The 21,860-nt window shown below is 72.2% G+C and carries 15 protein-coding genes; 8 read left to right on the forward strand and 7 right to left on the reverse strand.

The features are described from left to right. The first annotated feature begins 83 nt into the window (after nucleotides 1–83). Nucleotides 84–1,517, forward strand: a complete 1,434-nt coding sequence (locus GWK15_RS18415) for an amidase (protein ID WP_168042842.1) — start codon at nucleotides 84–86, stop codon at nucleotides 1,515–1,517. On the opposite strand, the gene GWK15_RS18420 is transcribed toward GWK15_RS18415, so the two are convergent. Beyond that, entirely contained in the window at nucleotides 1,514–2,758 is a 1,245-nt protein-coding gene (locus tag GWK15_RS18420; protein WP_168042843.1) for an aminotransferase class III-fold pyridoxal phosphate-dependent enzyme, read from the reverse strand. The two genes, GWK15_RS18415 and GWK15_RS18420, sit on opposite strands and share 4 nt — an antisense overlap. 16 nt (nucleotides 2,759–2,774) lie before the next feature. Beyond that, a complete protein-coding gene (locus GWK15_RS18425; RefSeq protein WP_168042844.1) occupies nucleotides 2,775–3,521 on the reverse strand; it encodes a GntR family transcriptional regulator in 747 nt (248 codons plus the stop codon). Between the two features lie 80 nt (nucleotides 3,522–3,601). On the opposite strand from GWK15_RS18425, the gene GWK15_RS18430 reads away from it, so the two are divergent. The 5 genes from GWK15_RS18430 (at nucleotide 3,602) to GWK15_RS18450 (ending at nucleotide 12,450) form a co-directional block, all read left to right on the forward strand. Then, nucleotides 3,602–5,911 (forward strand): penicillin acylase family protein, encoded by a 2,310-nt coding sequence (locus GWK15_RS18430; protein WP_168042845.1) that lies wholly within the window; start codon nucleotides 3,602–3,604, stop codon nucleotides 5,909–5,911. A 56-nt stretch (nucleotides 5,912–5,967) separates the two neighbouring features. Continuing rightward, a complete protein-coding gene (locus GWK15_RS18435; RefSeq protein ID WP_245211740.1) occupies nucleotides 5,968–6,750 on the forward strand; it encodes a protein-L-isoaspartate(D-aspartate) O-methyltransferase in 783 nt (260 codons plus the stop codon). After that, entirely contained in the window at nucleotides 6,747–9,128 is a 2,382-nt protein-coding gene (locus tag GWK15_RS18440) for a spermine/spermidine synthase domain-containing protein (protein ID WP_168042846.1), read from the forward strand. The genes GWK15_RS18435 and GWK15_RS18440 overlap by 4 nt, the downstream gene beginning before the upstream one ends. Before the next feature lie 174 nt (nucleotides 9,129–9,302). Continuing rightward, nucleotides 9,303–10,868 carry an ABC transporter substrate-binding protein gene (locus tag GWK15_RS18445; RefSeq protein ID WP_209442290.1) on the forward strand — a complete coding sequence of 522 codons (1,566 nt, stop codon included), beginning with the start codon at nucleotides 9,303–9,305 and terminating at the stop codon, nucleotides 10,866–10,868. Nucleotides 10,869–10,872: 4 nt separating this feature from the next. Then, nucleotides 10,873–12,450 (forward strand): GMC family oxidoreductase, encoded by a 1,578-nt coding sequence (locus GWK15_RS18450; protein ID WP_168042847.1) that lies wholly within the window; start codon nucleotides 10,873–10,875, stop codon nucleotides 12,448–12,450. On the opposite strand, the gene GWK15_RS18455 is transcribed toward GWK15_RS18450, so the two are convergent. After that, nucleotides 12,447–13,349 carry a LysR substrate-binding domain-containing protein gene (locus GWK15_RS18455; protein ID WP_168042848.1) on the reverse strand — a complete coding sequence of 301 codons (903 nt, stop codon included), beginning with the start codon at nucleotides 13,347–13,349 and terminating at the stop codon, nucleotides 12,447–12,449. The two genes, GWK15_RS18450 and GWK15_RS18455, sit on opposite strands and share 4 nt — an antisense overlap. 105 nt (nucleotides 13,350–13,454) lie before the next feature. On the opposite strand from GWK15_RS18455, the gene GWK15_RS18460 reads away from it, so the two are divergent. Together GWK15_RS18460 and GWK15_RS18465 are read left to right on the forward strand one after the other, a co-directional pair. Continuing rightward, nucleotides 13,455–15,110, forward strand: a complete 1,656-nt coding sequence (locus GWK15_RS18460) for a hydantoinase B/oxoprolinase family protein (protein ID WP_168042849.1) — start codon at nucleotides 13,455–13,457, stop codon at nucleotides 15,108–15,110. Nucleotides 15,111–15,115: 5 nt separating this feature from the next. Further along, nucleotides 15,116–17,215 carry a hydantoinase/oxoprolinase family protein gene (locus GWK15_RS18465; RefSeq protein ID WP_168042850.1) on the forward strand — a complete coding sequence of 700 codons (2,100 nt, stop codon included), beginning with the start codon at nucleotides 15,116–15,118 and terminating at the stop codon, nucleotides 17,213–17,215. Nucleotides 17,216–17,266: 51 nt separating this feature from the next. On the opposite strand, the gene GWK15_RS18470 is transcribed toward GWK15_RS18465, so the two are convergent. The 4 genes from GWK15_RS18470 to GWK15_RS18485 are packed head-to-tail and all read right to left on the reverse strand — an operon-like array spanning nucleotide 17,267 to nucleotide 21,778. Beyond that, nucleotides 17,267–18,229 carry a tripartite tricarboxylate transporter substrate binding protein gene (locus GWK15_RS18470; protein ID WP_168042851.1) on the reverse strand — a complete coding sequence of 321 codons (963 nt, stop codon included), beginning with the start codon at nucleotides 18,227–18,229 and terminating at the stop codon, nucleotides 17,267–17,269. Nucleotides 18,230–18,270: 41 nt separating this feature from the next. Continuing rightward, nucleotides 18,271–19,029 carry an SDR family NAD(P)-dependent oxidoreductase gene (locus tag GWK15_RS18475; RefSeq protein ID WP_168042852.1) on the reverse strand — a complete coding sequence of 253 codons (759 nt, stop codon included), beginning with the start codon at nucleotides 19,027–19,029 and terminating at the stop codon, nucleotides 18,271–18,273. Beyond that, nucleotides 19,026–20,057 carry a zinc-dependent alcohol dehydrogenase gene (locus tag GWK15_RS18480; protein WP_168042853.1) on the reverse strand — a complete coding sequence of 344 codons (1,032 nt, stop codon included), beginning with the start codon at nucleotides 20,055–20,057 and terminating at the stop codon, nucleotides 19,026–19,028. Before GWK15_RS18480 ends, GWK15_RS18475 begins: the two co-directional genes overlap by 4 nt. A 2-nt stretch (nucleotides 20,058–20,059) precedes the next feature. Beyond that, nucleotides 20,060–21,778 carry an acetolactate synthase catalytic subunit gene (locus tag GWK15_RS18485; RefSeq protein WP_168042854.1) on the reverse strand — a complete coding sequence of 573 codons (1,719 nt, stop codon included), beginning with the start codon at nucleotides 21,776–21,778 and terminating at the stop codon, nucleotides 20,060–20,062. Nucleotides 21,779–21,860 lie beyond the last annotated feature (82 nt).

Here is a 21,860-nt window from a genome sequence, read left to right on the forward strand (position 1 = left end):
GGCGGGTCGGTGCCTCGCCTTTCGATATATCCTATGCCAGCCTGCACCCTGACATTGGCACGGCGCAAGGAGGATTCGCGACCATGGCCGACACCGAACTGCTCTTCATGCCGGCCACGCGTGCCGCCGCGCTGATCAGCCGCAAGGCGCTCTCGCCCGTGGAACTGACCCGCGCCGTGCTCGGCGCGATCGACCGCGAGCAGCCGCGGATCAACGCCTTCGTCACCGTGCTGCACGACCAGGCGATGGACGCCGCGCGCAAGGCGGAACAGGCGGTGATGGACGGCGCGCCGCTCGGCCCGCTGCACGGCGTTCCCGTGCATGTGAAGGACCAGGTCGACACGGCCGGCGTCCGGACCACGCATGGTTCGGCGATCTTCGCCGACAACGTTCCGGCCCGCGACGACGTCACAGTGACGCGGCTGCGGGAGGCGGGATCGATCCTGCTCGGCAAGACCACCATGTCGGAGTTCGGCCACAAGGGCCTGACCGACGGGCCCGCCTTCGGCACCACGCGCAACCCCTGGGACCTGTCGCGCACCACCGGCGGGTCCTCGGGCGGCGCGGCGGCCGCGGTGGCGGCGGGGCTGGGGCCGCTCGGCCTCGGCACCGACGGTGCGGGATCGGTGCGCATCCCGGCAGCCTGCTGCGGCGTCGTCGGGCACAAGGCGACGCTCGGCAGCGTGCCGTGGGAAGCCTCCGCCGACACCTTCGCGAACAACGTCTATGCCGGGCCGCTGACGCGCACGGTGACGGATGCGGCGGTGATGCTCTCGGTCATCGCGGGGCCCAGCGGGCGCGACGCGCAGAGCCTCCGCGGGCCTGGCCTCGCGCCCGTCTCGCCATCATGGATCGGCGGCGACCTGCACGGGCTGCGCATCGGCTACATCCCGCGCGCCTGCAATGCCCGCGTGCAGATGGAGATGGCGGCGAACACCATCGCCTCGCTCGAAGCCTTCGTCGCGCGCGGCGCGCTCGTCGAGGAAGTCACCGACGCCATCGACTGGATGGAGTTCCCCGGCCGCATCATGTACCAGGCCGGCTTCGCGGTTTCCTGCGCGCAATACCTGCCGGAATGGCACAACCGGATGGACCCGGTGCTGCTCGCCTTCATGGAACGCGGCGGCACGTTCTCGCTCAAGGAATTCCGCGAGGCACAATTCGCCCGCACCCGCCTGTTCCGCGCCATCCAGGCCCTGTTCGACCGCTACGACGTCCTCGTCACGCCGACGCTGACGCGCACCGCCCTGCCCGCGGATTTCGACGCCGCCAATGACGAGGTCGTGGTCGAGGGCGAGAAATGCGGCATCACCCGCCAGGGCTGGTCCAGCTACATGTATCCCTTCAACCTCACCGGCCATCCGGCGCTGTCGGTGCCCTCAGGCTTCGCCGCAGACGGCCTGCCGACCGCGGTGCAGATCGTCGGCCCCTGGGGGCGGGACATGGACGTGCTGCGCCTCGGCGCCCTGCTGGAACAGGACCGTCCCTGGGCGCAGCACCGCCCGCCATTGGCCTAGCCGAGCCGCGCCACCGCCGCGAAGCCCGCATCGGCCGCCTGCAAGGCGCGGTCGATGTCGGCCTCGGTATGCGCGCAGGAGAGGAACATGTTGTGCCGCGGGTGGAAGTAGGCGCCCGCCTCGAGCGCCGCGGAGCAGAAGGCGTTGCCGAGGCGGGAGCCCTCGTCGCCCTCGAACAGCACCAGCGGCATCTGCGCTGGGCCGGACTGGCGGATCGTCACGCCGTGTCGCGCCGAGAGCGCATCGAGCCCCGTGCGCAGCCGCTCCCCCATCGCGCGCATCCGCGCCGGGCCGTCGATGCGGTGCAGCTCCTGCAGCGTCGCGAGGGCGGCCGCCATCGGCACCGCCGCGCACCAGAAGGACCCGGTCGTGTAGACCTTGGTCACCGCCTCGCGGAACCGCTCCGCGCCCGTGACGGCCGCCAGCGCATGCCCGTTCGCGATCGCCTTGCTGTAGGCCGCGAGGTCCGGCCGCACGCCGACCGTCTCCCAGGACCCGCCGAGGTCCAGCCGGAATCCCGCGCGCACGTCGTCCAGGATCAGCGCCGCGCCCTCGCGGTCGCAGATCTCGCGCAGCGCCTGCGCGAAGGCGGGATCGGGCAGTTCCAGCGCGCGCGCCATGTCGTGGCGGAAGGCGGTGACGATGATCGCCGCGAGGTCGCCCTTCGCCTGCTCCGCCGCCGCCTGCACCGAGGCGACGTCGTTGTAGTCGTAATAAGCGATATGCGCCCGGTCCTCGGCCGTCACGCCGGCGCGCGACGGCGAGCACCACGGCACCGCCCCGTGATAGGACCCGCGCGCGACCAGCACCTTGCGCCGCCCCGTGCCGGCGCGCGCGATGGTCACGCAGGCCGTCGTCGCATCCGTCCCGTTCTTCTCCAGCAGGCACCAATCGGCATGCGGGATGGTGGCGACCAGCATCTCGGCGAGGTCCACCAGCACCGGCGCCGGGCCGTTCATGCAGTCGCCGAGTGCCGCCTGGCGCCGCGCCGCCTCCTCCACCGCCGGATGATGGTGGCCGAGCACCACCGGCCCCCAGGCGCACATGAAGTCGACCACCTCCCGCCCATCCACGTCCCACAGCCGGCAGCCCTCGGCGCGCGCGAAGTATTGCGGGTAGCCGGCCGGCAGGTTGGCGGCGTTGAGGTGCCCCCAGAGCCCGCCCGGGATGACCTGGCGCGCGCGGTCCCGCAGCGCGGCATCGCGATGGTTGCGCGGGGTCGGCGAAGCGGTGTCGTCCATGGGGTGTTCCAATGGGTCAGCGGGGGCGGGGCGCGGCGGCCTCGAGCGCGGCGAGGTGCCGCACCAGCCCCTCCCCGCCCTCGATCATGTCCGCGACGACAGCGGCGCGCGTCGCCGCGGCATCGCGCGCGCGCAGCCCGTCGAGGATGTCGAGATGCCGGTGCCGTCCCGGATAGGTCGGCCGCGCATGCGGGTAGAGGTGGTTCAGCATCGGCCCGTTGCGCAGCCAGATGCCTTCGATGACGGCGAGCAGTTCGGGCATCGCCGACGCCCGATACAGGCCATGGTGGAAGCGCCAGTTGGCGCGGATCGCCGGCGCGGCCTCGCCGGCCTCCTCCGCGCGCACCAGCTCGGCATGCGCGCGTTCCAGGGCACGGATCTCGGCATCCGAGATGCGCTGCGCCGCGTGCTCGGCGGCCAGGCCCTCGAGCGCCGCGCGCACCTCGCGCAATTCGAGGTACTGCGCCAGCGTCAGCCCCGCGACGGTGATCGCCTTGGCCTGTTCCATGCGCAGCGCGCGCTCGCGCACCAGCTGCATCACCGCCTCGCGCACCGGCGTCTCGGATACGCCGAGCGCCTGCGCCAGGTCGCGGATCTTGAGCCGCTGCCCCGGCTGCATCCGTCCTTCCAGCAGCGCCATGCGCAATTCGCCATAGACGCGCCCGGTCAGGTTCTCCCGCCCGACGGGCGTGAGGAAGTCGAGCCCACCCTCGTCCTTCCCGCGGGAAGGCCGGGCGGCGCGGCGGGGGCGCTCGGCGGTCATAGCGGTTCATCGTATTTGATATATCGACGGCAAGGCAATGCCGCGCGATGCTGCCCCGATCCACCAGGGAAACGCCTTCCATGCCGCCTGCCCCCGGCCCTGAGACGCTCCGCGCCGCCCTGCCCCCGCTCGACGGCCGGCTGCGCCTACCGGGGCTGGCGGCACCGGTCGAGGTGCTGCGCGACGGCTGGGGTATCCCGCATATCCGCGCCGAGGGCGGCCAGGTCGACGCCTTCCGCGCCCAGGGCTTCGTCCACGCGCAGGACCGCCTGTTCCAGATGGAGCTCAACCGCCGCCGCGCCCTCGGCCGCGCGGCGGAATGGCTCGGCGCCGGCGCGGCGGAAGGCGACATCCTGGCCCGCCGCCTCGGCATGGAGGCCGCGAGCCGGCGCGACTACGCCGACCTCGGCGGCGAGGGGCGGGCGATGCTCGACGCCTATGCCGCCGGGGTGAATGCCTTCATCGAATCCGGCGCACCGCCGGCCATCGAATATGTGCTGCTCGACGCGACGCCGGAACCCTGGGAAGGCTGGCACTGCATCGCCGTGATGCGCCGGCTCGGCCTGCTGATGGGGTCGGTGTGGTTCAAGCTGTGGCGCGCCGCGGCGCTGCCCGTGGTGGGTCCCGAGAACGCGCTGAAGCTGCGCTACGACGATGGCGGGCGCGACCTGCTGCTCATCCCGCCCGGCGTCGAGGCGAAGCGCTGGACCGCGACCATCGCGGACCTCCAGCCCGCCATCGCCGCCCTGCTCGGCACCGAGGCGATCGACGCCACCGGCGGCGGCAGCAACAACTGGGCGGTCGCCCCGGCGCTCAGCGCCACCGGCCGTCCCGTCGTCGCCGGCGACCCGCACCGCGTCTTCGAGATCCCGAACATGTACGCGCAGGGTCACCTCGCCTGCGCCGATTTCGACGTGATCGGCCTGACGGTCCCCGGCGTGCCGGGCTTCCCGCATTTCGCCCACAACGGCCGCGTCGCCTGGTGCGTCACGCATGCCTTCGTCGACATCCACGACCTGTTCGTCGAGCGCTTCGACCCAGGCGCGCGCCATGTTGCCTTCCGCGACGGCTGGCTACCGGTGGCCCGACGCCAGGAGACCATCGCGATCCGCGGCGCCGAGCCGCGTGCCTTCGAGGTGGTGGAAACCCATCACGGCCCGATCATCGCCGGCGATCCGGCCTCCGGCACCGCCATCGCGCTGCGCTCCGTGCAGTTCGCCGAGACCGACCTCTCCTTCGACTGCCTGCCGCGCATGTTGCGCGCCGACGGCGTGGAGACGCTGTTCGAGGCGACGCGCGGCTGGGGCCTGATCGACCACAACCTGGTCGCCGGCGACACCACGGGCCGCATCGGCCACCTGGTGCGCGCCCGCCTGCCGCGCCGCCCGCGCAGCAACGGATGGCTTCCCGTGCCCGGCTGGACCGGCGCGCATGAATGGGATGGCTGGATCCCGCACGAGGAGATGCCGCGCGTGATCGATCCGCCGCTCGGGCTGATCGTGACCGCGAACAACCGCGTCGCCGCCGATGACAGGCCGGACTACCTCTGCACGGATTGCCATCCGCCCTACCGCGCGCAGCGCGTCCTCGCGCGGCTGCAGGCCGCGCCGGAGGCGCGCGGCGTCGAGGGCGCGGCGGCCGTGCATGCCGACACGCTCTCGCTCAACGCACTGCTGATCCGCGACCGCCTCGCCGCGCTGCCCGCGCCGGGCGACGCTGCCGCCGCCGTATTGCGTGACCGGCTGCTCGCCTGGGACGGGCGGATGGAGGCCGGCAGCAGCGCGCCGACCGCCTATATCGCCCTCCGCCGCGCCCTGACGGCGATCCTTGCCGAGCGCAGCGGGCTCGGCGCGCTCGCCGGGACGCCGCTGCTCTCGGTCTCGCCGGGCGTGCCGCCGATGAACCAGCTCTGGTGGGCGCTGCCCAACCTGCTGCGGGATGGCGACGCGGCGCTGCTGAACGGCTGGGACTGGCCGCAGGCCATGCAGGACGCCCTGGCGCGCGCGGCGCGCGAGGACACCTCGCACCCCTGGGGCGCGGTGCACCGCCCGCGCTTCACGCACCCGCTCTCGCCGATGTTCCCCGACTGGGCGCCGCTGCTCGACCCGCCGGCCCTGCCGTTGGGCGGCGACACGGACACCGTGCTCGCCAACGGCTTCATGGCCGCGGCGGGGCCGGTCGCCGCCTATGGCGCGCTCGCCCGCTACGCCTTCGACGTCGGCGCCTGGGAGAACAGCCGCTGGACCGTGTTCCACGGCGCCTCCGGCCATCCCGGCAGCCCGCATTATGCGGACCAGCACGCGGTCTGGGCGGGCACGGCGATGGTGCCCATGACCTATGGCTGGGACGCGCTGCGCCGCACCGCGCCATGGCGGCAGGAGCTCGCCTGAACCCGGCGCGAGCGGGCGATTGACGCGCGGCCGCGCACCGGCGCAGCCTGACGCGCATGTCCAACGCCGGGACCAATCGCCCCGAAGCGGGCCTGCCGCCGCTGGGCCGACGTGCCGCGGCGCTGACATCCGCATCCCTGCTCGCCGCGCGCCCGGCGCGGGCGCAGGATGCCTTCGCCAATCCGCGCGAGAACATGATCGGCATCATCGCCCAGCACGCCCGCAACGCGGCGAACGTGCTGGACGGGCAGACCGCGATCGACCCGCGCGTGCTGGCCGCGATGCGCCGCGTGCCGCGCCAGGCCTTCGTGCCGCCGGCGCTCGAGGCCAGCGCCTATGACGACCGCCCGCTGCCGATCGGCTACGGCCAGACCATCTCCCAGCCCTTCATCGTCGCGCTGATGACCGACATGCTCCGCACCGCGCCGGGGCAAACGGTGCTCGAGATCGGCACCGGGTCCGGTTACCAGGCCGCGATCCTCGCCGAGCTGGTCGCGACGGTGCACAGCATCGAGATCGTGGCGCCGCTGGCCGACGAGGCCGAGCGCCGGCTCCGCCAGCAGCGCATCCGCAACGTCACCGTCCATCGCGGGGACGGCTATTACGGCGTCCCCTCGGCCGCGCCCTTCGACGGCATCATGGTCACCGCCGCCGCGTCGGTCATCCCGCCGCCGCTGCTCGACCAGTTGCGGCCCGGCGGGCGGATGGTGATCCCAGTCGGCGGCGCCTTCGCCCTGCAGCACCTCGTCATCGTGGAGAAACTGCCCGGCGGCCAGATCCGGACGCGGCAGACCCTGCCGGTGAACTTCGTCCCCTTCGTCCGCAGCGGGAGCCGGTGAGGCCGGACCTCCTCGCCGTCGCCGTCGTCTCCGCCGGTGCGCTCGCCTTCGAGGTTCTGCTCGCGCGGCTGCTCGCCATCGTCCACTGGCATCACTTCGTCGGCATGGTGATCAGCCTGGCGCTGCTCGGCTACGGCGCCAGCGGCAGCGTGCTGACCGCGCTGCAGGACCGGCTGCGCCCGCATGCCGCGCCTGCCTTCGCCGTATGCGCCCTGCTGTTCGGCGCCGCCGCACTGGCCTCCGTCGCGATCGCCGAGGCGCTGCCCTTCAACGCCCTCGAGGTCCTGTGGTCGCCCCGGCAATGGCTGTGGCTGGCGCTGCTCTACCTGCTCTTCGCCGTGCCCTTCGCCTTCGCGGCGGCCTGCACCGGCCTTGCCCTCGCCTGCGTCGACGCACCGGTCGGCCGGATCTACCGCGCCGATCTGCTCGGCGCCGGCGCAGGCTGCCTGCTGGCCGTCGGGTTGCTCGACCTCCTGCGCCCCGACCAGGCCTTGCCCGCCATCGCGGCCGCCGGTCTCGTCGCCGCGGCGATCGTGCTGGCAGGCGCCCATCGCCGACGCGCCGCCGCCGGCGCGCTGATCTGCGGCGCCGCCTTCGGCATCGCGGCGGCGTCCGGCTGGCCCGGACTGCACATGTCCCCCTTCAAACCGCTGCCTCAGGTGCTGTTGGTCGAAGGCACGAGCGTCGTCGCCGAACGCACCAGCCCGATCGGCCTGGTGCAGGTCGTGCGCAGCGAACGCATCCCCTTCCGCAGCGTGACCGGCCTCAGCCTCGCGAACCGGCAGGAGCCGGCGGAACAGCTCGGCCTCTTCATCGACGGCGAGGGACCGACGCCCGTCACGCGATTCACCGGAGACTTCGCGCCGCTTGCCTATCTCGATGCGACGCTCGCCGCCCTGCCCTATCGCATGGCCGAACGGCCGCGCCGCGTGCTGCTGCTCGGCCTCGGCGGCGGCAGCGACCTGCTGCTCGCGCTCCGCCACGGCGCCGAGACCATCGACGTCGTCGAACCCGACGACGGCGTCGCGAGCCTGCTGCGCGGGGACCTCGCCGCCTTCGCTGGCGGCATACTGGACCGTCCCGAGGTCGCGCTGCATGTCGAGACCGCGCGCCGCTTCGCCGCGCGACAAGGCGCCGCCTACGACCTGGTCGTGATGGACGCCTCGCCCGGCCGTGGCGGCGCACTCGCCGAGACCTTCCCGCTGACGGTCGAAGCCTTCGCCGCCTATCTCGGTCGCCTGGCGCCGGAGGGCGTGCTCGCCCTCCCCCACGCCCTGCGGTTGCCACCGCGCGACAGCCTGAAGCTCGTCCTCACCGCGCTCGAGGCACTCGAACGCCTCGGCGCGCGTGAGCCCGCCCGGCATCTCGCCCTGCTCCGCGCCTGGGACAGCGTGATCCTGCTGGTCCGGCGCGCGCCCTTCGATGCGGCGCAACTCGCGGCGCTCGATCGCCTCGCCGAGGCGCTCAACTTCGACCTCGGCTGGCACGCCGCCATGCCGCGCGAGGCCGCGGACCGCTTCAACCTGCTCGGCGCACCGGTGCTGTTCGACGGCGTCGCCGCGCTGACGGGCCCCGATCGCGCCGGCTTCGTCGCCCGCTACGCCTTCGACATCCGCCCCGCGACCGACGACCGCCCGTACTTCCAGGATTTCTTCCACTGGCGCGCCCTGCCGCTGCTCTGGACAGCGGTGCGATCCGGCAACGCGGGGCTGCTCGACTGGGGCTGGCCGGTGCAGGTGGCGACGCTGGCCATCGCCGTCCTGTCGGGCCTGGTGCTGATCCTGCTGCCCGCGCGCGTGCTGGCCGGGCGCGTCAGTGGCCGCGCGGGGCGCAGCACCGCCGCCTATTTCCTGCTGATCGGCGCCGGCTTCATGTTCGTCGAGATCGCGGTGATGCAGCGCCTGGTGCTGTTCCTCGGCGATCCCGTCCACGCCTTCGCCGTCACCCTGGCCGCCTTCCTGGTCTTCGCCGGGCTGGGCAGCGGCTGGGCTGCGGGGCCGCGACGTCAGGGTGCGGCGGCACGCCTGCCCTGGATCGCCGTCGGTGCCATCGCAACGCTCGCCGCGGCGCACGGCATCGCGGCGCGATGGCTGTCGCTCCCGGATGCGCTCGACGCCATCCCGCGGAGCCTGCTCGCGGCCGCGGCGATCGCGCCGCTGGCCTTCGCGATGGGCGTGCCCTTCCCGGCGGTCCTGGCACGCCTCAAGGCAGGGTCACCGGCCCTGGTGCCCTGGGCCTGGGGCGTGAATGGCTGCGCGTCGGTGGTAGCCGCCGCGCTCGCCGCCCTCGTGGCGACGAGCTTCGGCGCGCAGGCCCTGATGATCCTCGGCGTGGTGGCGTATCTGTTCGCGGGGCTCGCGCAGCAGCGCATTCCCTAGGCGCGCGCCGGCGCCCTGCCCCGCCTTTCGACGCTGTGCGCCGATCGCGGTCGCCGCTGCCCGCGCCTTCGGCAGATCCGGTCCGGCGCCTGCCTGTCGTGGCTCCGGAGATCCTTGCTGGCGTTCCCGCAGCATGATCCGATGACGTCGCACCACGATCGCCGGAGGTCCCTCATGATCGCACGCCGTTGCAGACGACTGCTCCCGCTCCTCGGCCTGCTCGGCGCGATGGCGCCGGCGCAGCCGCGGACGCAGACGCTGACCGCCGTGCTGGAAGCCGAGATCGTCACCCTCGATCCGCACTTCACGCCCGCCTACATCACGCGGACCTTCGGCTACATGGTGTTCGACACCCTCTTCGCGATGAACGCGGCGGGGGAGGTGCGGCCGCAGATGGTGCAGTCCTGGACGACCTCGCCCGATGGCCTGACCTGGACCTTCACCCTGCGCGACGGCCTGAAGTGGCATGACGGCACCGACGTGACGGCGGGCGACGTCGTCGCCTCGCTGCAGCGCTGGTTCACGCGCAGCGCGCTCGGCGGCCGGCTCGGCCGCGCCACGGGCTCACTCGAGGCGCGCGACGCGAAGACCTTCGTGCTGACCCTGCGCGAACCCTTCGGCCTGGTGCTCGAGACCCTCGGCACCACCTCCTCCCCCGGTCCCTTCATGATGCCCGCGCGCCTCGCGCGCACCCCGGGCACCGAGCGCATCCCCGAGATCGTCGGCTCCGGCCCCTTCGTCTTCCGGCGCGAGGACCATCGCCCCGGCGACCGCATGCTGCTCCGGCGCAACGCGGCCTATGTGCCGCGGTCCGAACCGGCGGATCACCTGGCCGGCGGCAAGGTGGTGCGCATCGATGCGCTCGACATCCGCGTGGTGCCGGACGGCGCCACCGTGGTCGCCGCCATGCGCGCGGGCGAGATCGACTACATGCAGTACGCGCCCTTCGACATGCTCTCGGCCCTGGAACGCGACCGCCGCGTCCGGCTGGTGAACTTCAGCGGGCTCGAGCAATTCACCGGCCATTACCGCACCAATGCCGCCTCCGGCCCCTTCGCCGACCCGGCGGTCCGGCGCGTCCTGCTCCATCTCGTGGACCAGGGCGAGGTGATGGCCGGCTTCGGCCTCTCGGACCGCTACGCCCGCACCTGCAACGCCTTCTTCATCTGCGGGTCGCCCTATGAGAGCGACGCCGGCACCGAACCGATGCGCAGCCCGTCGATCGAGGCGGCGCGCGAGGCCCTGCGGCGGACGAACTACAACGGCGAACCCGTCGTGGTGCTGGTCGCAAACGACCTCGAAGCCGCGAAGATCTCCTCCGAGATCCTCGCCGACCGGCTGCGCCGCGCCGGCTTCACCGTCGACATGCAGGTGATGGACTGGGCCTCGGTGCTCGCCCGCCGCACGCGGCGCGAGGGCTGGAGCGTTTTCGGCGTGCACGCGCTCGGCGTCGACCTGCACAACCCGCTGACCAACTCGGTGATCGGCTTCAACTGCACCAACGCGACGACCGGCGGCTTCCACTGCGAGGAACGCCTCACGCCCCTGTTCAACGCCTTCGCCGCCGCGCCGACCCTCGCCGAGCGCCAGCGCATCGCGGCCGAGATCCAGCAGATCGTCTATGAGCGCGCGATCGCCGTGCCCTGGGGCCAGTTCGCCCAGCCGGCGGCCCACCGCGCCCAGTTGCAGAACCTGATCCCTTCGGCGATTCCTCTCTTCTGGAACGTGGAGAAGCGGTAGCCGCATGTATGACGTGATCGTGGTGGGCGCCGGATCCGCCGGCGCCCCGCTCGCCGCGCGGCTGTCGGAGGACCCGCGCCGCCGTGTCCTGCTGCTCGAGGCCGGGCGCGACTGGCGCGCCGCCGAGGCACCGCACGCACTCCGCAGCGCCAACATCATTCCCTTCATGCACCACCCCGCCCACCAGGCCGACTGGCAATGGCCGGGGCTGATGACGCGCCGCACCGCCGCGCAGGAACCGCGATTCTACTGGCGCGGCAAGACCATGGGCGGCTGCTCCACGGTCAACGCCCAGATCGCGATCCGCGGCGTCCCCGCCGCCTTCGATGCCTGGGCCGAAGCCGGCTGCGAAGGCTGGTCCGCCGCGGACGTCCTGCCGGTCTTCGACGCTATCGAGGACGATTCCGAAACCGGCACCGCCCCGGGCACCCGCCAGGGTGGGCCGTTGCCGGTGTGGCGCATGCCGCCCGATCGCTGGGGCGCGGTGGACCGCGCATTGCGTGACGCCGCGCTGGCCGATGGCTATCCCTGGAAGGCCGACCTGAACGCACCCGAGGGCGAGGGCGTCTCCTGCTACCCGATCAACCTCCGCGACGGGCAGCGCGTCACCACCAATGACGGCTACCTCGAACCCGCCCGTGGCCGCGGCAACCTCGAGATCCGCGGCGAGGCAATGGTCGACCGCGTGCTGTTCGACGGCCGCCGCGCGCGCGGCGTGCGCGTGCGCTTCGGCAATGGCGCCTGGGAGGAGATCGCGGCACGCGAAGTCGTGCTCTGCGCCGGCGCCATCCACAGCCCGACCATCCTGATGCGTTCCGGCATCGGTGCCGGCGCCGACCTCGCGGCGCTCGGCATCCCCGTGCTGCACGACCTGCCCGAGGTCGGACGCAACCTGATGGACCACCCCATCATCCGCGCCACCATCGCGCTGAAGCCGGACCATCGTTCGCGCGGGCGCGACGCGCGCCACACCAACTGCTGCGTGACCTACAGCAGCGGCCTGGGCGGCGGCGGCGAGCGCGACATGATCATGATCGGCTTCAACCACCGCGGCCTGACCGAGGATGACGAGCCCGCCGCCTCCGGCGCCATCGGCCTGTCGGTCTACGACGCCTTCTCGCGCGGCTTCGTGCGGCTGACCTCGGCCGACCCGGAAGCCCAGCCGGTGGTCGAGGAGAACATGCTCGACGATGCCGCCGACCGGCTGCGCATGCGCGACGGCGTTCGGCGCCTCGCGCGCCTCGCCGCGCTGGACCCGCTGAAGGCCATCGCGGAGCGCATCACCTTCTGCGAGACGTCGCTCAGCCTGCCCGAGGCCGCCGCGCTGCCCGAGGCCGAGCTGGACCGGCTGATGCTGCAGGAAGCCGCCGACATCCAGCACGCGGCGGGAACCTGCAGGATGACCGCGCATGAGGACCCGCGCGGCGTGGTGGACCCCGACCTGCGCGTGCGCGGCGTCGAGGGGTTGCGCGTGGCGGACGCCTCCATCATGCCGACCGATTGTCGCGCCAACCTGCACTTCACCTGCGTGATGATCGGCGAGATGCTGGCGCGGCGGATGCGGCGCGAAAGCCGGGCTTAGCCCGGCTCGCGGTTCTGCGCGGTCAGCGACGCCAGCGTCCGCAGCAGCGTCCCGCCGCCGCGCCGCCGGTGCGCCAGCCAGATCCGTGACACCGCCGCCGGGCTCGCGATCGGCAGCACGCGCAGTTCCGGCAGGCTGAGCCGGCACAGGCAGCGCGGCAGGATCGAGATGCCCATCCCCGTGCCGATCAGCGCGAGGATGGAGCCGTTCTGGTTCGCCTCCTGCTCGATGCGCGGTTCGAAGCCGGCGGTCGCGCAGATCGCCGCGACATGTTCATGCAGCGCGCTGTCGGACCGCGGCGAGAAGTGGATGAAGGGCTCCTCGGCCAGTTCCTCGAGCGGCACGGGCTTCTCCCCGCGCGCCAGGCGATGGCTGCGATGGACGACGAGCATCATCGGCTCGCGCATCACCTCGAGCAGCGCGATGCCGGGCGGCACCTCGGGCCGCGTGGCGTAGCGGAGATAGGCGATCTCGAGGCTGCCGGCCGCGAGCTCCCGCACCGCCGCGTAGACCGCACGTTCCCGCAGCACCAGCCGCACCCGCGGATGCTGCCGCCGGAAGCCGAGGACCGCCGCTGCCACCGGCTCGGCCAGCAGCGCCGAGGGGAACAGCCCCACGGTCAGCTCCCCGATCTCCCCGCGATGGGCGCGCGCCGCGGTCTGGCGCGCCCGGTCGGCCTGGTCGAGCGTCGCCCGCGCCTCGGCCAGGAACAGCCGCCCGGCCTCGGTCAGCGCCACATTGCGGCTGCTGCGGTCGAACAGCCGGACCTGCAGGTCTTCCTCCAGCGCGCGGATCTGCTGGCTCAGCGGCGGCTGGGAGATGCCGAGGCGTTCCGCCGCACGGCTGAAATGCAGCTCCTCGGCGACGACGACGAAGTACCTGAGGTGCCGGAGTTCCATGCATCCATTCGTAGAAGATATGGATTTCAACTCAAGTCATATTGGATGCCTTCGCACGCCCCTTCCTAAACTCGTGGCGCTACCGCAACGCGCTGGACGGACAGGATGAGCGACGCCACCCCGGACGCCTTCGACCCCATCACCCTCGAGATCTACTGGAACCGGCTGATCTCGGCCGCCGACGAGGCCGCGACCGGCCTGCTGCGGACGGCCTTCTCGACCATCGTGCGGGAGTCGAACGACTTCGCGACGGTGCTCATGGACCGCAACGGCAACTCCGTCTCGGAGAACACCGGCGGACTCGCCTCCTTCTCCTGCATCCTGCCGCGCACGACGAAGGACTTCCTGACCCGCTTCCCGGCCGAAACCTGGAAGCCCGGCGACACGATCGTCACCAACGATCCGTGGCTCGCGACCGGCCACCTGCCGGACTTCACCGTGGTGACCGGCATCTTCCACCGCGGGAAGCTGGTCGGCTTCTCCGGCTCGATCTCCCATTCCCCCGATGTCGGCGGTGCCCTGTGGTCGGCCGATTGCCGCGAGATCTTCGAGGAAGGCATCCGCATTCCGCCCTCCCGCCTGCTGCGCGAGGGCGCGTGGAACCAGCAGCTGCTGGACATTCTCCTCGGCAATGTCCGCGTGCCGCGCCAGGTCCTGGGCGACCTGCAGGCGCAGGTGGTGGCGGCCGAGGTCGGCGCGCGCCGCGTCGCCGAATTCCTCGAGGATACCGGCCTGCCCGACCTGCAGGGCCTCTCCGCCGCACTGAGCGAACGCGCCGACCGCGCCATGCGCCGCGCCATCGCCGAGGTCCCCGACGGCACCTGGCATTCCGAGATCACCGCCGACGGCTTCGACGACAAGCACACCCGCATCGTCTGCAAGGTCACGGTGCGGGGCGACACGATGCACATCGACTATGCGGGCACCTCCCCGCAGATCGATCGCGGCATCAACTGCGTGATGAACTACACGCACGCCTATTCGGTCTATCCGGTGAAGTGCGCGCTCGATCCCTTCACGCCGCGCAACGAGGGCTCCTACCAGGCGATCACCGTCGCCGCGCCGGAACGCAGCATCCTGAACCCGCTCTATCCCGCACCTGTCAGCGCGCGGCAGTTGACCGGGCACCTGCTGGCGGGCGCGATCTACCAGGCGCTCGCGCAGGTCATCCCGAACAAGGTCATCGCCGATTGCGGCGGCGCGCCGACCATGCGCGCGCTGTTCAGCGGCACCCGGCCGGATGGCGACAGCTTCTCCCAGGTGCTCTTCGCCTCGGGCGGCATGGGCGCCTGCCCCCACAAGGATGGCATGTCCGCCACCGCTTTCCCCACCAATGTCGGCGCCGGCTCCATCGAGGCCTATGAGAGCGTCGCCCCGATCATCGTGCGCAAGAAGCGCCTGCGCGTGGATTCCGGCGGCCCGGGCACCTTCCGCGGCGGGCTCGGGCAGGAGATCGAGTTGCAGCTCGACACCGACGCGCCGGCGCGCCTGTCGCTGCTGTCCGATCGCCACCAGAACCCCGCCGGCGGCATCCTCGGCGGGCTGCCGGGCGGCCCCTCGGTCATCGCCTTCGGCGACGGGACCAAGCCGCACCCGAAGTCCCGCACCTCCATCGGGCCGCGCGAATCCGTGCTGCTGCTCTATGCGGGCGGCGGCGGCTATGGCGACCCGAAGAAGCGCGCGCGTGAAGCGGTGATGGAAGACCTCCGCCACGGCTACATCTCGGCCGCAGCGGCCAAGACCATCTACGGCGTGGAGTGACGCGCATGACCACCACTGCTTCCGCGCGCGTCGGCGTCGATGTCGGCGGCACCTTCACCGACCTGGTGCTGCACGACCCGGTGCGCAACATCGTCCGCACCGGCAAGCTGCTGACCACGCCGGACGATCCCTCCGAGGCGATCCTCAACGGTATCGCGCGCATCCTGCGCGAGGCCGAGCTCAAGCCCGAGGACGTACACAGCGTCATCCACGGCACGACCCTGGTGACCAACACCATCATCGAGCGCACCGGCGCCACGGTCGGCCTGCTGACCACGGAAGGCTTCCGCGACAGCATCGAGATCGGGCGCGAGACGCGCTACGACCTCTATGACCTCTTCCTCGAAACCCCGGCACTGCTGGTCCCGCGCGCGCGGCGGCTCGAGATCCCCGAGCGCATCGCCTCGGACGGCCGCATCCTCCTGCCGCTGGACGAAGCCGCCGTCGTCGCCGCCACGAAGCAGCTGGTCGAGGCCGAGGGTGCCGAAGCCATCGCCGTCGGCTTCCTCCATTCCTACCACAGCCCGCAGCACGAAAAGCGCGCCGGCGAGATCATCCGCGCGCTCTATCCGAACCTGCCGGTCTCGCTCTCGGCCGAGGTCGCGCCCGAGATCCGCGAGTTCGAGCGCATCTCCACCGCCTCCGCCAACGCCTATGTGCAGCCGCTGATGGCCCGCTACCTCGATCGCGTGCAGACCACGCTGCAGTCGACCGGCTTCCGCGGGCACCTCTACATCATGCTCTCGGGCGGCGGCATCACCACGGTGCGCGAGGCGAAGGACTTCCCGATCCGCCTGATCGAATCCGGCCCCGCCGCCGGCGCCATGGCGTCCGCCTTCATCTCGCGCCTCACGGGGCTCGAGCATGTCGTCTCCTTCGACATGGGCGGCACCACGGCGAAGATGTGCCTGGTCGACCACCACGAGCCGAACCACAAGTTCGACTTCGAGGCCGGCCGCGTCCGCCGCTTCCAGAAGGGCTCGGGCCTGCCGCTGAAGGTCTCGGTCGTCGACATGATCGAGATCGGCGCCGGTGGCGGTTCTCTCGCGCGCATCGATCCCGGCTCGGGGCTGATGAAGGTCGGGCCGCGCAGCGCGGGCGCCAAGCCCGGGCCGGTCTGCTACGGCCGCGGCGGCACCGAACCCGCCGTGACGGATGCCGACCTCGTGCTCGGCCGCCTCGACCCCGCCTACTTCCTCGGCGGCGAGATGGCGCTGAACCTCGACCCCGTCCGCCGCGCCTTCGAGACACGCATCACTGCCGAGACCGGCATCGCCGTCGAGCAGGCCGCGCTCGGCGTGCAGCGGATCGTCGACGAGACCATGGCCTCGGCGACGCGCATGCACCTCGCCGAAAAGGGCAAGGATCCGCGCCGCTACACCATGATCGCCTTCGGCGGCGCGGGGCCCGTCCACGCCTGGAACCTCGCGCGGCTGCTCAAGATCAAGCGGCTGGTGGTGCCGCTCGGCGCCGGCGTCGCCTCGGCGCTCGGCTTCCTCGTCGCCCCGCCGGCGACCGACATGGTGCGGTCCTACGTCGCGCGGCTGGAACGCATCGACTGGACGCGAGTGAACGCCCTGTTCGCCGAAATGAAGGCCGCGGGCAGCGCCCTGCTGACCGAGGCCGGCGCCACCCCCGGCAGCATCACCTTCAGGCCCGTCGCCGAGATGCGCCATGTCGGCCAGGGCTTCGAGATCCCGGTGCTGCTGCCGGGCCTCGAACTCTCCGACGCCGACCTGCCCACGATCCGGGAACGCTTCTTCGCGGCATATCGCGACCGCTTCGAACGCGTGGTCGAGGAGAGCCCAATCGAGGCGCTGAGCTGGCGCCTGTCCTGTTCCGCGCCCGGCTGGACCATCGACCTCGCCGGCGCCGTGCCGCGCACGGCCGAGGCCGGCCCCGCCGCGCCGCGCACGCAGCGCCGCGTGCTGTTCGAAGGCGCCGGCTGGCTCGATTGCCCGGTCTATGATCGCTACGCACTGCGCGCCGGGGCGCGGATCACCGGCCCGGCGCTGATCGAGGAACGCGAATCGACCTGCGTCGTCGGCCCCGGCAGCGAGGTCGTCGTCGACGACTTCCTGAACCTGGTCATCGACGTCACCTAGCGGCATACGCCGGGCGACGCAGGATCGCCCGGCGGCCCGCCCGCGAAAGCGCTATGGCTTCGCCATCCCGGCACGGCGCAGGATCGGGCCCATCTGCTCCGCGCCACGCGCCAGCAGCGCCTCGTACTCCTTCCCCGGCAGCGCCTGCGGGTCGACGCCGGTCGCACCGATCTGCTCGGCCACCGCGGGGTCGCGCAGCGCGGCGAGCGACGCGGCCTCCAGCCGCTCCAGCACCGGCCGCGGCGTGCCGCGCGGCACCGCGATGCCGAGCCAGGAATCGATCTCCACCTCGTAGCCCGCCTCCCGCATCGTCGGGACGTCGGGGAATTCCTGCCAGCGCATCGGGCTGGCCGAGGCCAGCAGCCGTAGCTGCCCCGCCCGGATCTGCGCCACCACGTCGGACGGATTCTGCACGATCACGTCGACCTGGCCGCCGAGCAGCGCCGTCACCGTCTCGGCGCCCGAGCGATACTGCACCTGCTCGAACTTCCCGCCCGTCAGGCGGCCGAGCTCGAACATCGCGAGGTTGTTCGGCGCCGAGGGCGCGCCGACGAAGAGCCCGTTGCCCTGCTTCGCCGCACGCACCAGGTCATCGAGCGTCCGGTGCGGCGAATCCGCGCGCACCGTCACGCCGTAGCGGAACCGCCCATACCCCGCGACGAAGTCGAAGCTGCCGATGGTGTAGGGCACGTCGCGCACATGCGGCTGGATCGCGACGGTCGAATAGGTGACGACGCCGATCGTATAGCCATCAGGCCGCTGCGTCGCGACGAAGGCCGGCCCGATCGTGCCTTCGGCGCCGGGCCGGTTGACCACGACGACGGGCTTGCCGAGTTGCCGTTCCAGACCGCGCGAGAAGGCACGCGCCGAGACGTCGGTGTTGCCGCCGGCGCCGTAGTTGACGACCAGCTGGATCTCGCGCTCCGGCCAATCGGCGCGCGCGGCGCCGGCACCGGCCACGGCCATGCCGGCCGCAAGCGCCGGCAGATGCCGGCGGCGCAGGGTGATGCTCATGAACGTTCTCTCCCGTGCTGCAGAACTCGTCGTGGGCCGGCTCAGGGCATGTAGCTGCCGCCGCCGACGTCGATGGTGGTGCCGGTCAGGTAGGCCGCGGCGTCGGAGGCGAGAAAATGCACCACCTCCGCCACCTCCTCCGGCTCGCCGAGGCGCCCGAGCGGGATGCGCTGCAGGAAGGCCTCGTTCATCCCGGGCGCGGCGCCGGCGACCATGTCGCTCATGATGCGGCCCGGCGCGACGCTGTTGACCGTGATGCCGAAGGGGCCGAGCTCCGCCGCCAGGTTGCGCGCGAACCCCATCAACCCGGCCTTGGAGGTGCCGTAATAGGCGCCGGTGATCGTGCTCGGCACATGCGCCGCCTGGCTCGTCATCATCACGATGCGCCCCCAGCCGCGCGCCTTCAGCACCGGGATCGCCTGGCGCGACAGCAGGAACGGCCCGGTCAGGTTCACCGCCAGCACGCGCTGCCATTCCTCGAGCGGGATCTCCTCGACCATCCGCTTGCGGCCATCGACCTTGGGCGAGATGCCCGCGTTGTTCACGACGACGCCGAGCCGATCCCACCAGTCGCCCAGCACCTGCGGCAGCGCCGCGATCGCGGCCTCATCCGCGACGTCGAGGCGAATGGCGCGGGCCGCATGCCCCTGCGCGACGATGGCAGCGGCGGTCTCCTCCACGCGGTCGAGCACATCGGCCAGCACGACCGGATGCCCGGCCGCGGCCAGGCGCTTCGCGATGGCTGCGCCCAGCCCGCGTGCGGCGCCGGTGACGATGGCGACGCGGTCGGCATTGCTCATGGGATCAGGATCACCTTGCTGGCCGCGCGCTGCCGCGCGAGTTCGAAGCCTTCGAGCCCGCGGTCGAGCGGCAGGCGGTGCGTGATCATTGGCCGATAGGCTTCCGGCTCCCGCGCGAGCAGCGCGATGACACGCTCCCAGGTCCGCGGTTCGGACCCGTGCGACGCCCGCAACTGGTGCCGGTTGCGCACGAAGACGGTCAGCGGCAGCGACAGCGGCGCCGCATGGATGCCGGCGACCACCAGCACGCCCTCCCGCTTCAGGACCGGCAGGGCGTCGGTGATGGACGGTGGATGGCCGGTCGCTTCAAGAACGACGTCCACCGGCTTGCCGCCGGTCAGCGCCAGCACTTGCTCCGCCAGCGGCCCTTCCGCGACATCCACGATGTCGTGGAAGCCGAGTTGCCGCAGCACGGCATAGCGCGGCTGGTCCGCGCGCCCCGCCACGATCACGCGCCCCGCGCCCGCGGCGCGCGCCATCAGCGCCAGCCCCTGCCCGATCGTACCCGGCCCCAGCACCAGCACCGTGTCACCGAGGCCGACCTCGCCCACCAGCACCGCCTCGCCCGCGACCGCCAGCGGTTCCACCAGCGCGCCGAGTTCCGCGTCCACCGCCTCGGGCAGCGGCAGCACGTTGCCCGCCGGCACGTTCACCTGCGCCGCGAAGCCGCCATCCGTCGTCAGGCCGAGCGTCAGCCGCTCGCCCCGCGCGCGCGGGTCGCCCGGCCAGGCGATGCTGCCGTCGCCGCGCACGACGCGCGGATGCACCGACACGCGGGTGCCCGTCGCGACCGCCGCACCCGGCCCCGCCGCCACCACGCGCCCGGCGAACTCGTGCCCCATCGTCAGCGGCAGGTAGGGCACCATGTGCCCGTAGCCGTCCGTCCATTCATAGGCGTGGACATCGCTGCCGCAGATGCCCACCGCCTCGACGCGCACCGTGACCTCGCCCGGGCCGGGGGCGCCAGGCTCGGACACCTCCAGCGCCTCGAGCCCGAAGCCGGCCTGCGTCTTGCGCAGCGCGAGCATGGTCAGAACGGCTCCGGATACCCGCCATACATGGTCAGCGGCGGCTTGCCGTCCGGGTCCGTCATCACCTCGATCAGCGTCGGCTTGCCGGAGGCGAAGGCCGCGTCGAGCGCCGGGCCGACCTCCTCGCCGCGCGCCACGCGCACCCCGGCGATGCCGCAGGCGCGTGCGATGGCCGCGTGGTCCACCTCGGCGAAGTCGCAGGCGATGGTGTGGTCGCCGAACTTGGTGTCCTCGGCATGCTTCTGGAAGCCGAGGATCCCGTTGTTCAGCACCACAACCGTGACCGGCAGATCCAGCCGTCGCAGCGTCTCGAGCTCCGCCCAGGAATGCCCGAACCCGCCGTCGCCGCACAGGCACACCACGCGGCTGCCAGGGGCCGCGACCTGCGCCCCGATCGCCATCGGCACGCCCCAGCCGAGACCAGCCAGCCCGCGCGGCGTCAGGAACCGCTGCCCCGCGCGCTTCGCGGTCATGTAGATGTTGATCCAGTTGGACGAATAGGACGCGTCCGCGACCATGATGCCATCCGCGGGCATGCGCTTGTCGATCTCGGCCGCAACGCGCTCGGGGCGCACCGGCCCGCCGTCGCGCGTCGTCACGCCGGCGACGAGCGTGCGCCAACCCTCGACGGCCTTGGCGATCTGCGCCTCGACCTGCGGCCGCGCCGCGGCGCGCGCGGCAAGGTCCTGCCGCAGCATCGCCTGGCGCAGCGCCGCCAGCGTCAGCTTCGCATCGCCGGCGAGGCGCAGCGCCTCGTAGTTGCGCCCGATCTCGGAGGAATCCGGATCGATGTGGATGTAGCGCGCGTCGCGCGGATACAGCGTCCAGGAATCCGTGCCGTTCTGGTTGGTGCGGTTGCCGACCAGCAGCACGACATCGGCCTCGGCGACCATCGCGCGCAGCTCATGCGCCCGCGCGCCGCGCCCGAGCGTATTGCCCATGACGCCGATGGACAGCGGATGCGTCTCGTCGACGCTGCCCTTGCCCATGAAGGTCGTCGCGACCGGCAGGTGCGCATCCTGCTGCAGCGCCGCCAGCTCATCGGCCGCGCCCGAGATGTGCACGCCGCCGCCCGCGATCACCACCGGCCGCGCCGCCGTGGCGAGCAGCGCCGCCGCCTCCTCGATGCGCGCCGGATCGGCCAGGGTGCGATCGAGCGGGAACTCGCCCAGGAAGGCGCGCCGCCGCGACGCCGCCGCGGCCTTCTCGATCAGCAGGTCCGCCGGCAGCAGCAGCACCGCCGGCCCCGGCCGCCCCGAGGTCGCGGCCGTGAAGGCCATGTCGACATAATCCTCGAGCCGATCGGCCCGGTCGATGCGGCGGACGAACTTCGCCACGCCTTCGAACAGCTTGAAGTGGTCGAATTCCTGGAAGGCGTTCTTGTCGGTCGTGTCGCGCGTGACCTCCTGGACCAGCGCGAGGACCGGGATGCTCGCCTTCAGCGCCTCGGCCAGCGGCGGCACCAGCAGCGTCGCCGCCGGGCCGTTCTGCGCCGTCACCACGCCGACGCGGCGCGATATGCGCGCATAGCCGTCGGCCATGGCGCCGCCCATGTTCTCCTGCCGGTAGACCGTCTGGCTGATGCCGGCATGCGGTGCCGCCAGGTGGAAGGCGGACGGCAGGCTCTGCCCGAAGGTCGTGACCACGCCGTGGCGGGCGAGCGCCTCGGCCAGGCGCAGCGCGACATTCGCATTGGCGATGGGACTGGTATCCGGCATCTGGGCGTCTCCGGGGATCGAATGTTATTTGCTATAGCAAACGGCAAGTCGCTTGACAGGTCAACCTCGCCGCCCGGAGAAG

This window comes from Neoroseomonas oryzicola (genome assembly GCF_012163135.1).
In the GTDB taxonomy this organism is placed as follows: domain Bacteria; phylum Pseudomonadota; class Alphaproteobacteria; order Acetobacterales; family Acetobacteraceae; genus Neoroseomonas; species Neoroseomonas oryzicola.

What these genes read in the sequence shown, in the direction of transcription:
- GWK15_RS18415 (WP_168042842.1), top strand. Translation starts at nt 84, where the DNA reads ATGGCCGACACCGAACTGCTCTTCATGCCGGCCACGCGTGCCGCCGCG.
- GWK15_RS18420 (WP_168042843.1), bottom strand. Translation starts at nt 2,758, where the DNA reads ATGGACGACACCGCTTCGCCGACCCCGCGCAACCATCGCGATGCCGCG.
- GWK15_RS18425 (WP_168042844.1), bottom strand. Translation starts at nt 3,521, where the DNA reads ATGACCGCCGAGCGCCCCCGCCGCGCCGCCCGGCCTTCCCGCGGGAAG.
- GWK15_RS18430 (WP_168042845.1), top strand. Translation starts at nt 3,602, where the DNA reads ATGCCGCCTGCCCCCGGCCCTGAGACGCTCCGCGCCGCCCTGCCCCCG.
- GWK15_RS18435 (WP_245211740.1), top strand. Translation starts at nt 5,968, where the DNA reads ATGTCCAACGCCGGGACCAATCGCCCCGAAGCGGGCCTGCCGCCGCTG.
- GWK15_RS18445 (WP_209442290.1), top strand. Translation starts at nt 9,303, where the DNA reads ATGATCGCACGCCGTTGCAGACGACTGCTCCCGCTCCTCGGCCTGCTC.
- GWK15_RS18450 (WP_168042847.1), top strand. Translation starts at nt 10,873, where the DNA reads ATGTATGACGTGATCGTGGTGGGCGCCGGATCCGCCGGCGCCCCGCTC.
- GWK15_RS18455 (WP_168042848.1), bottom strand. Translation starts at nt 13,349, where the DNA reads ATGGAACTCCGGCACCTCAGGTACTTCGTCGTCGTCGCCGAGGAGCTG.
- GWK15_RS18460 (WP_168042849.1), top strand. Translation starts at nt 13,455, where the DNA reads ATGAGCGACGCCACCCCGGACGCCTTCGACCCCATCACCCTCGAGATC.
- GWK15_RS18465 (WP_168042850.1), top strand. Translation starts at nt 15,116, where the DNA reads ATGACCACCACTGCTTCCGCGCGCGTCGGCGTCGATGTCGGCGGCACC.
- GWK15_RS18470 (WP_168042851.1), bottom strand. Translation starts at nt 18,229, where the DNA reads ATGAGCATCACCCTGCGCCGCCGGCATCTGCCGGCGCTTGCGGCCGGC.
- GWK15_RS18475 (WP_168042852.1), bottom strand. Translation starts at nt 19,029, where the DNA reads ATGAGCAATGCCGACCGCGTCGCCATCGTCACCGGCGCCGCACGCGGG.
- GWK15_RS18480 (WP_168042853.1), bottom strand. Translation starts at nt 20,057, where the DNA reads ATGCTCGCGCTGCGCAAGACGCAGGCCGGCTTCGGGCTCGAGGCGCTG.
- GWK15_RS18485 (WP_168042854.1), bottom strand. Translation starts at nt 21,778, where the DNA reads ATGCCGGATACCAGTCCCATCGCCAATGCGAATGTCGCGCTGCGCCTG.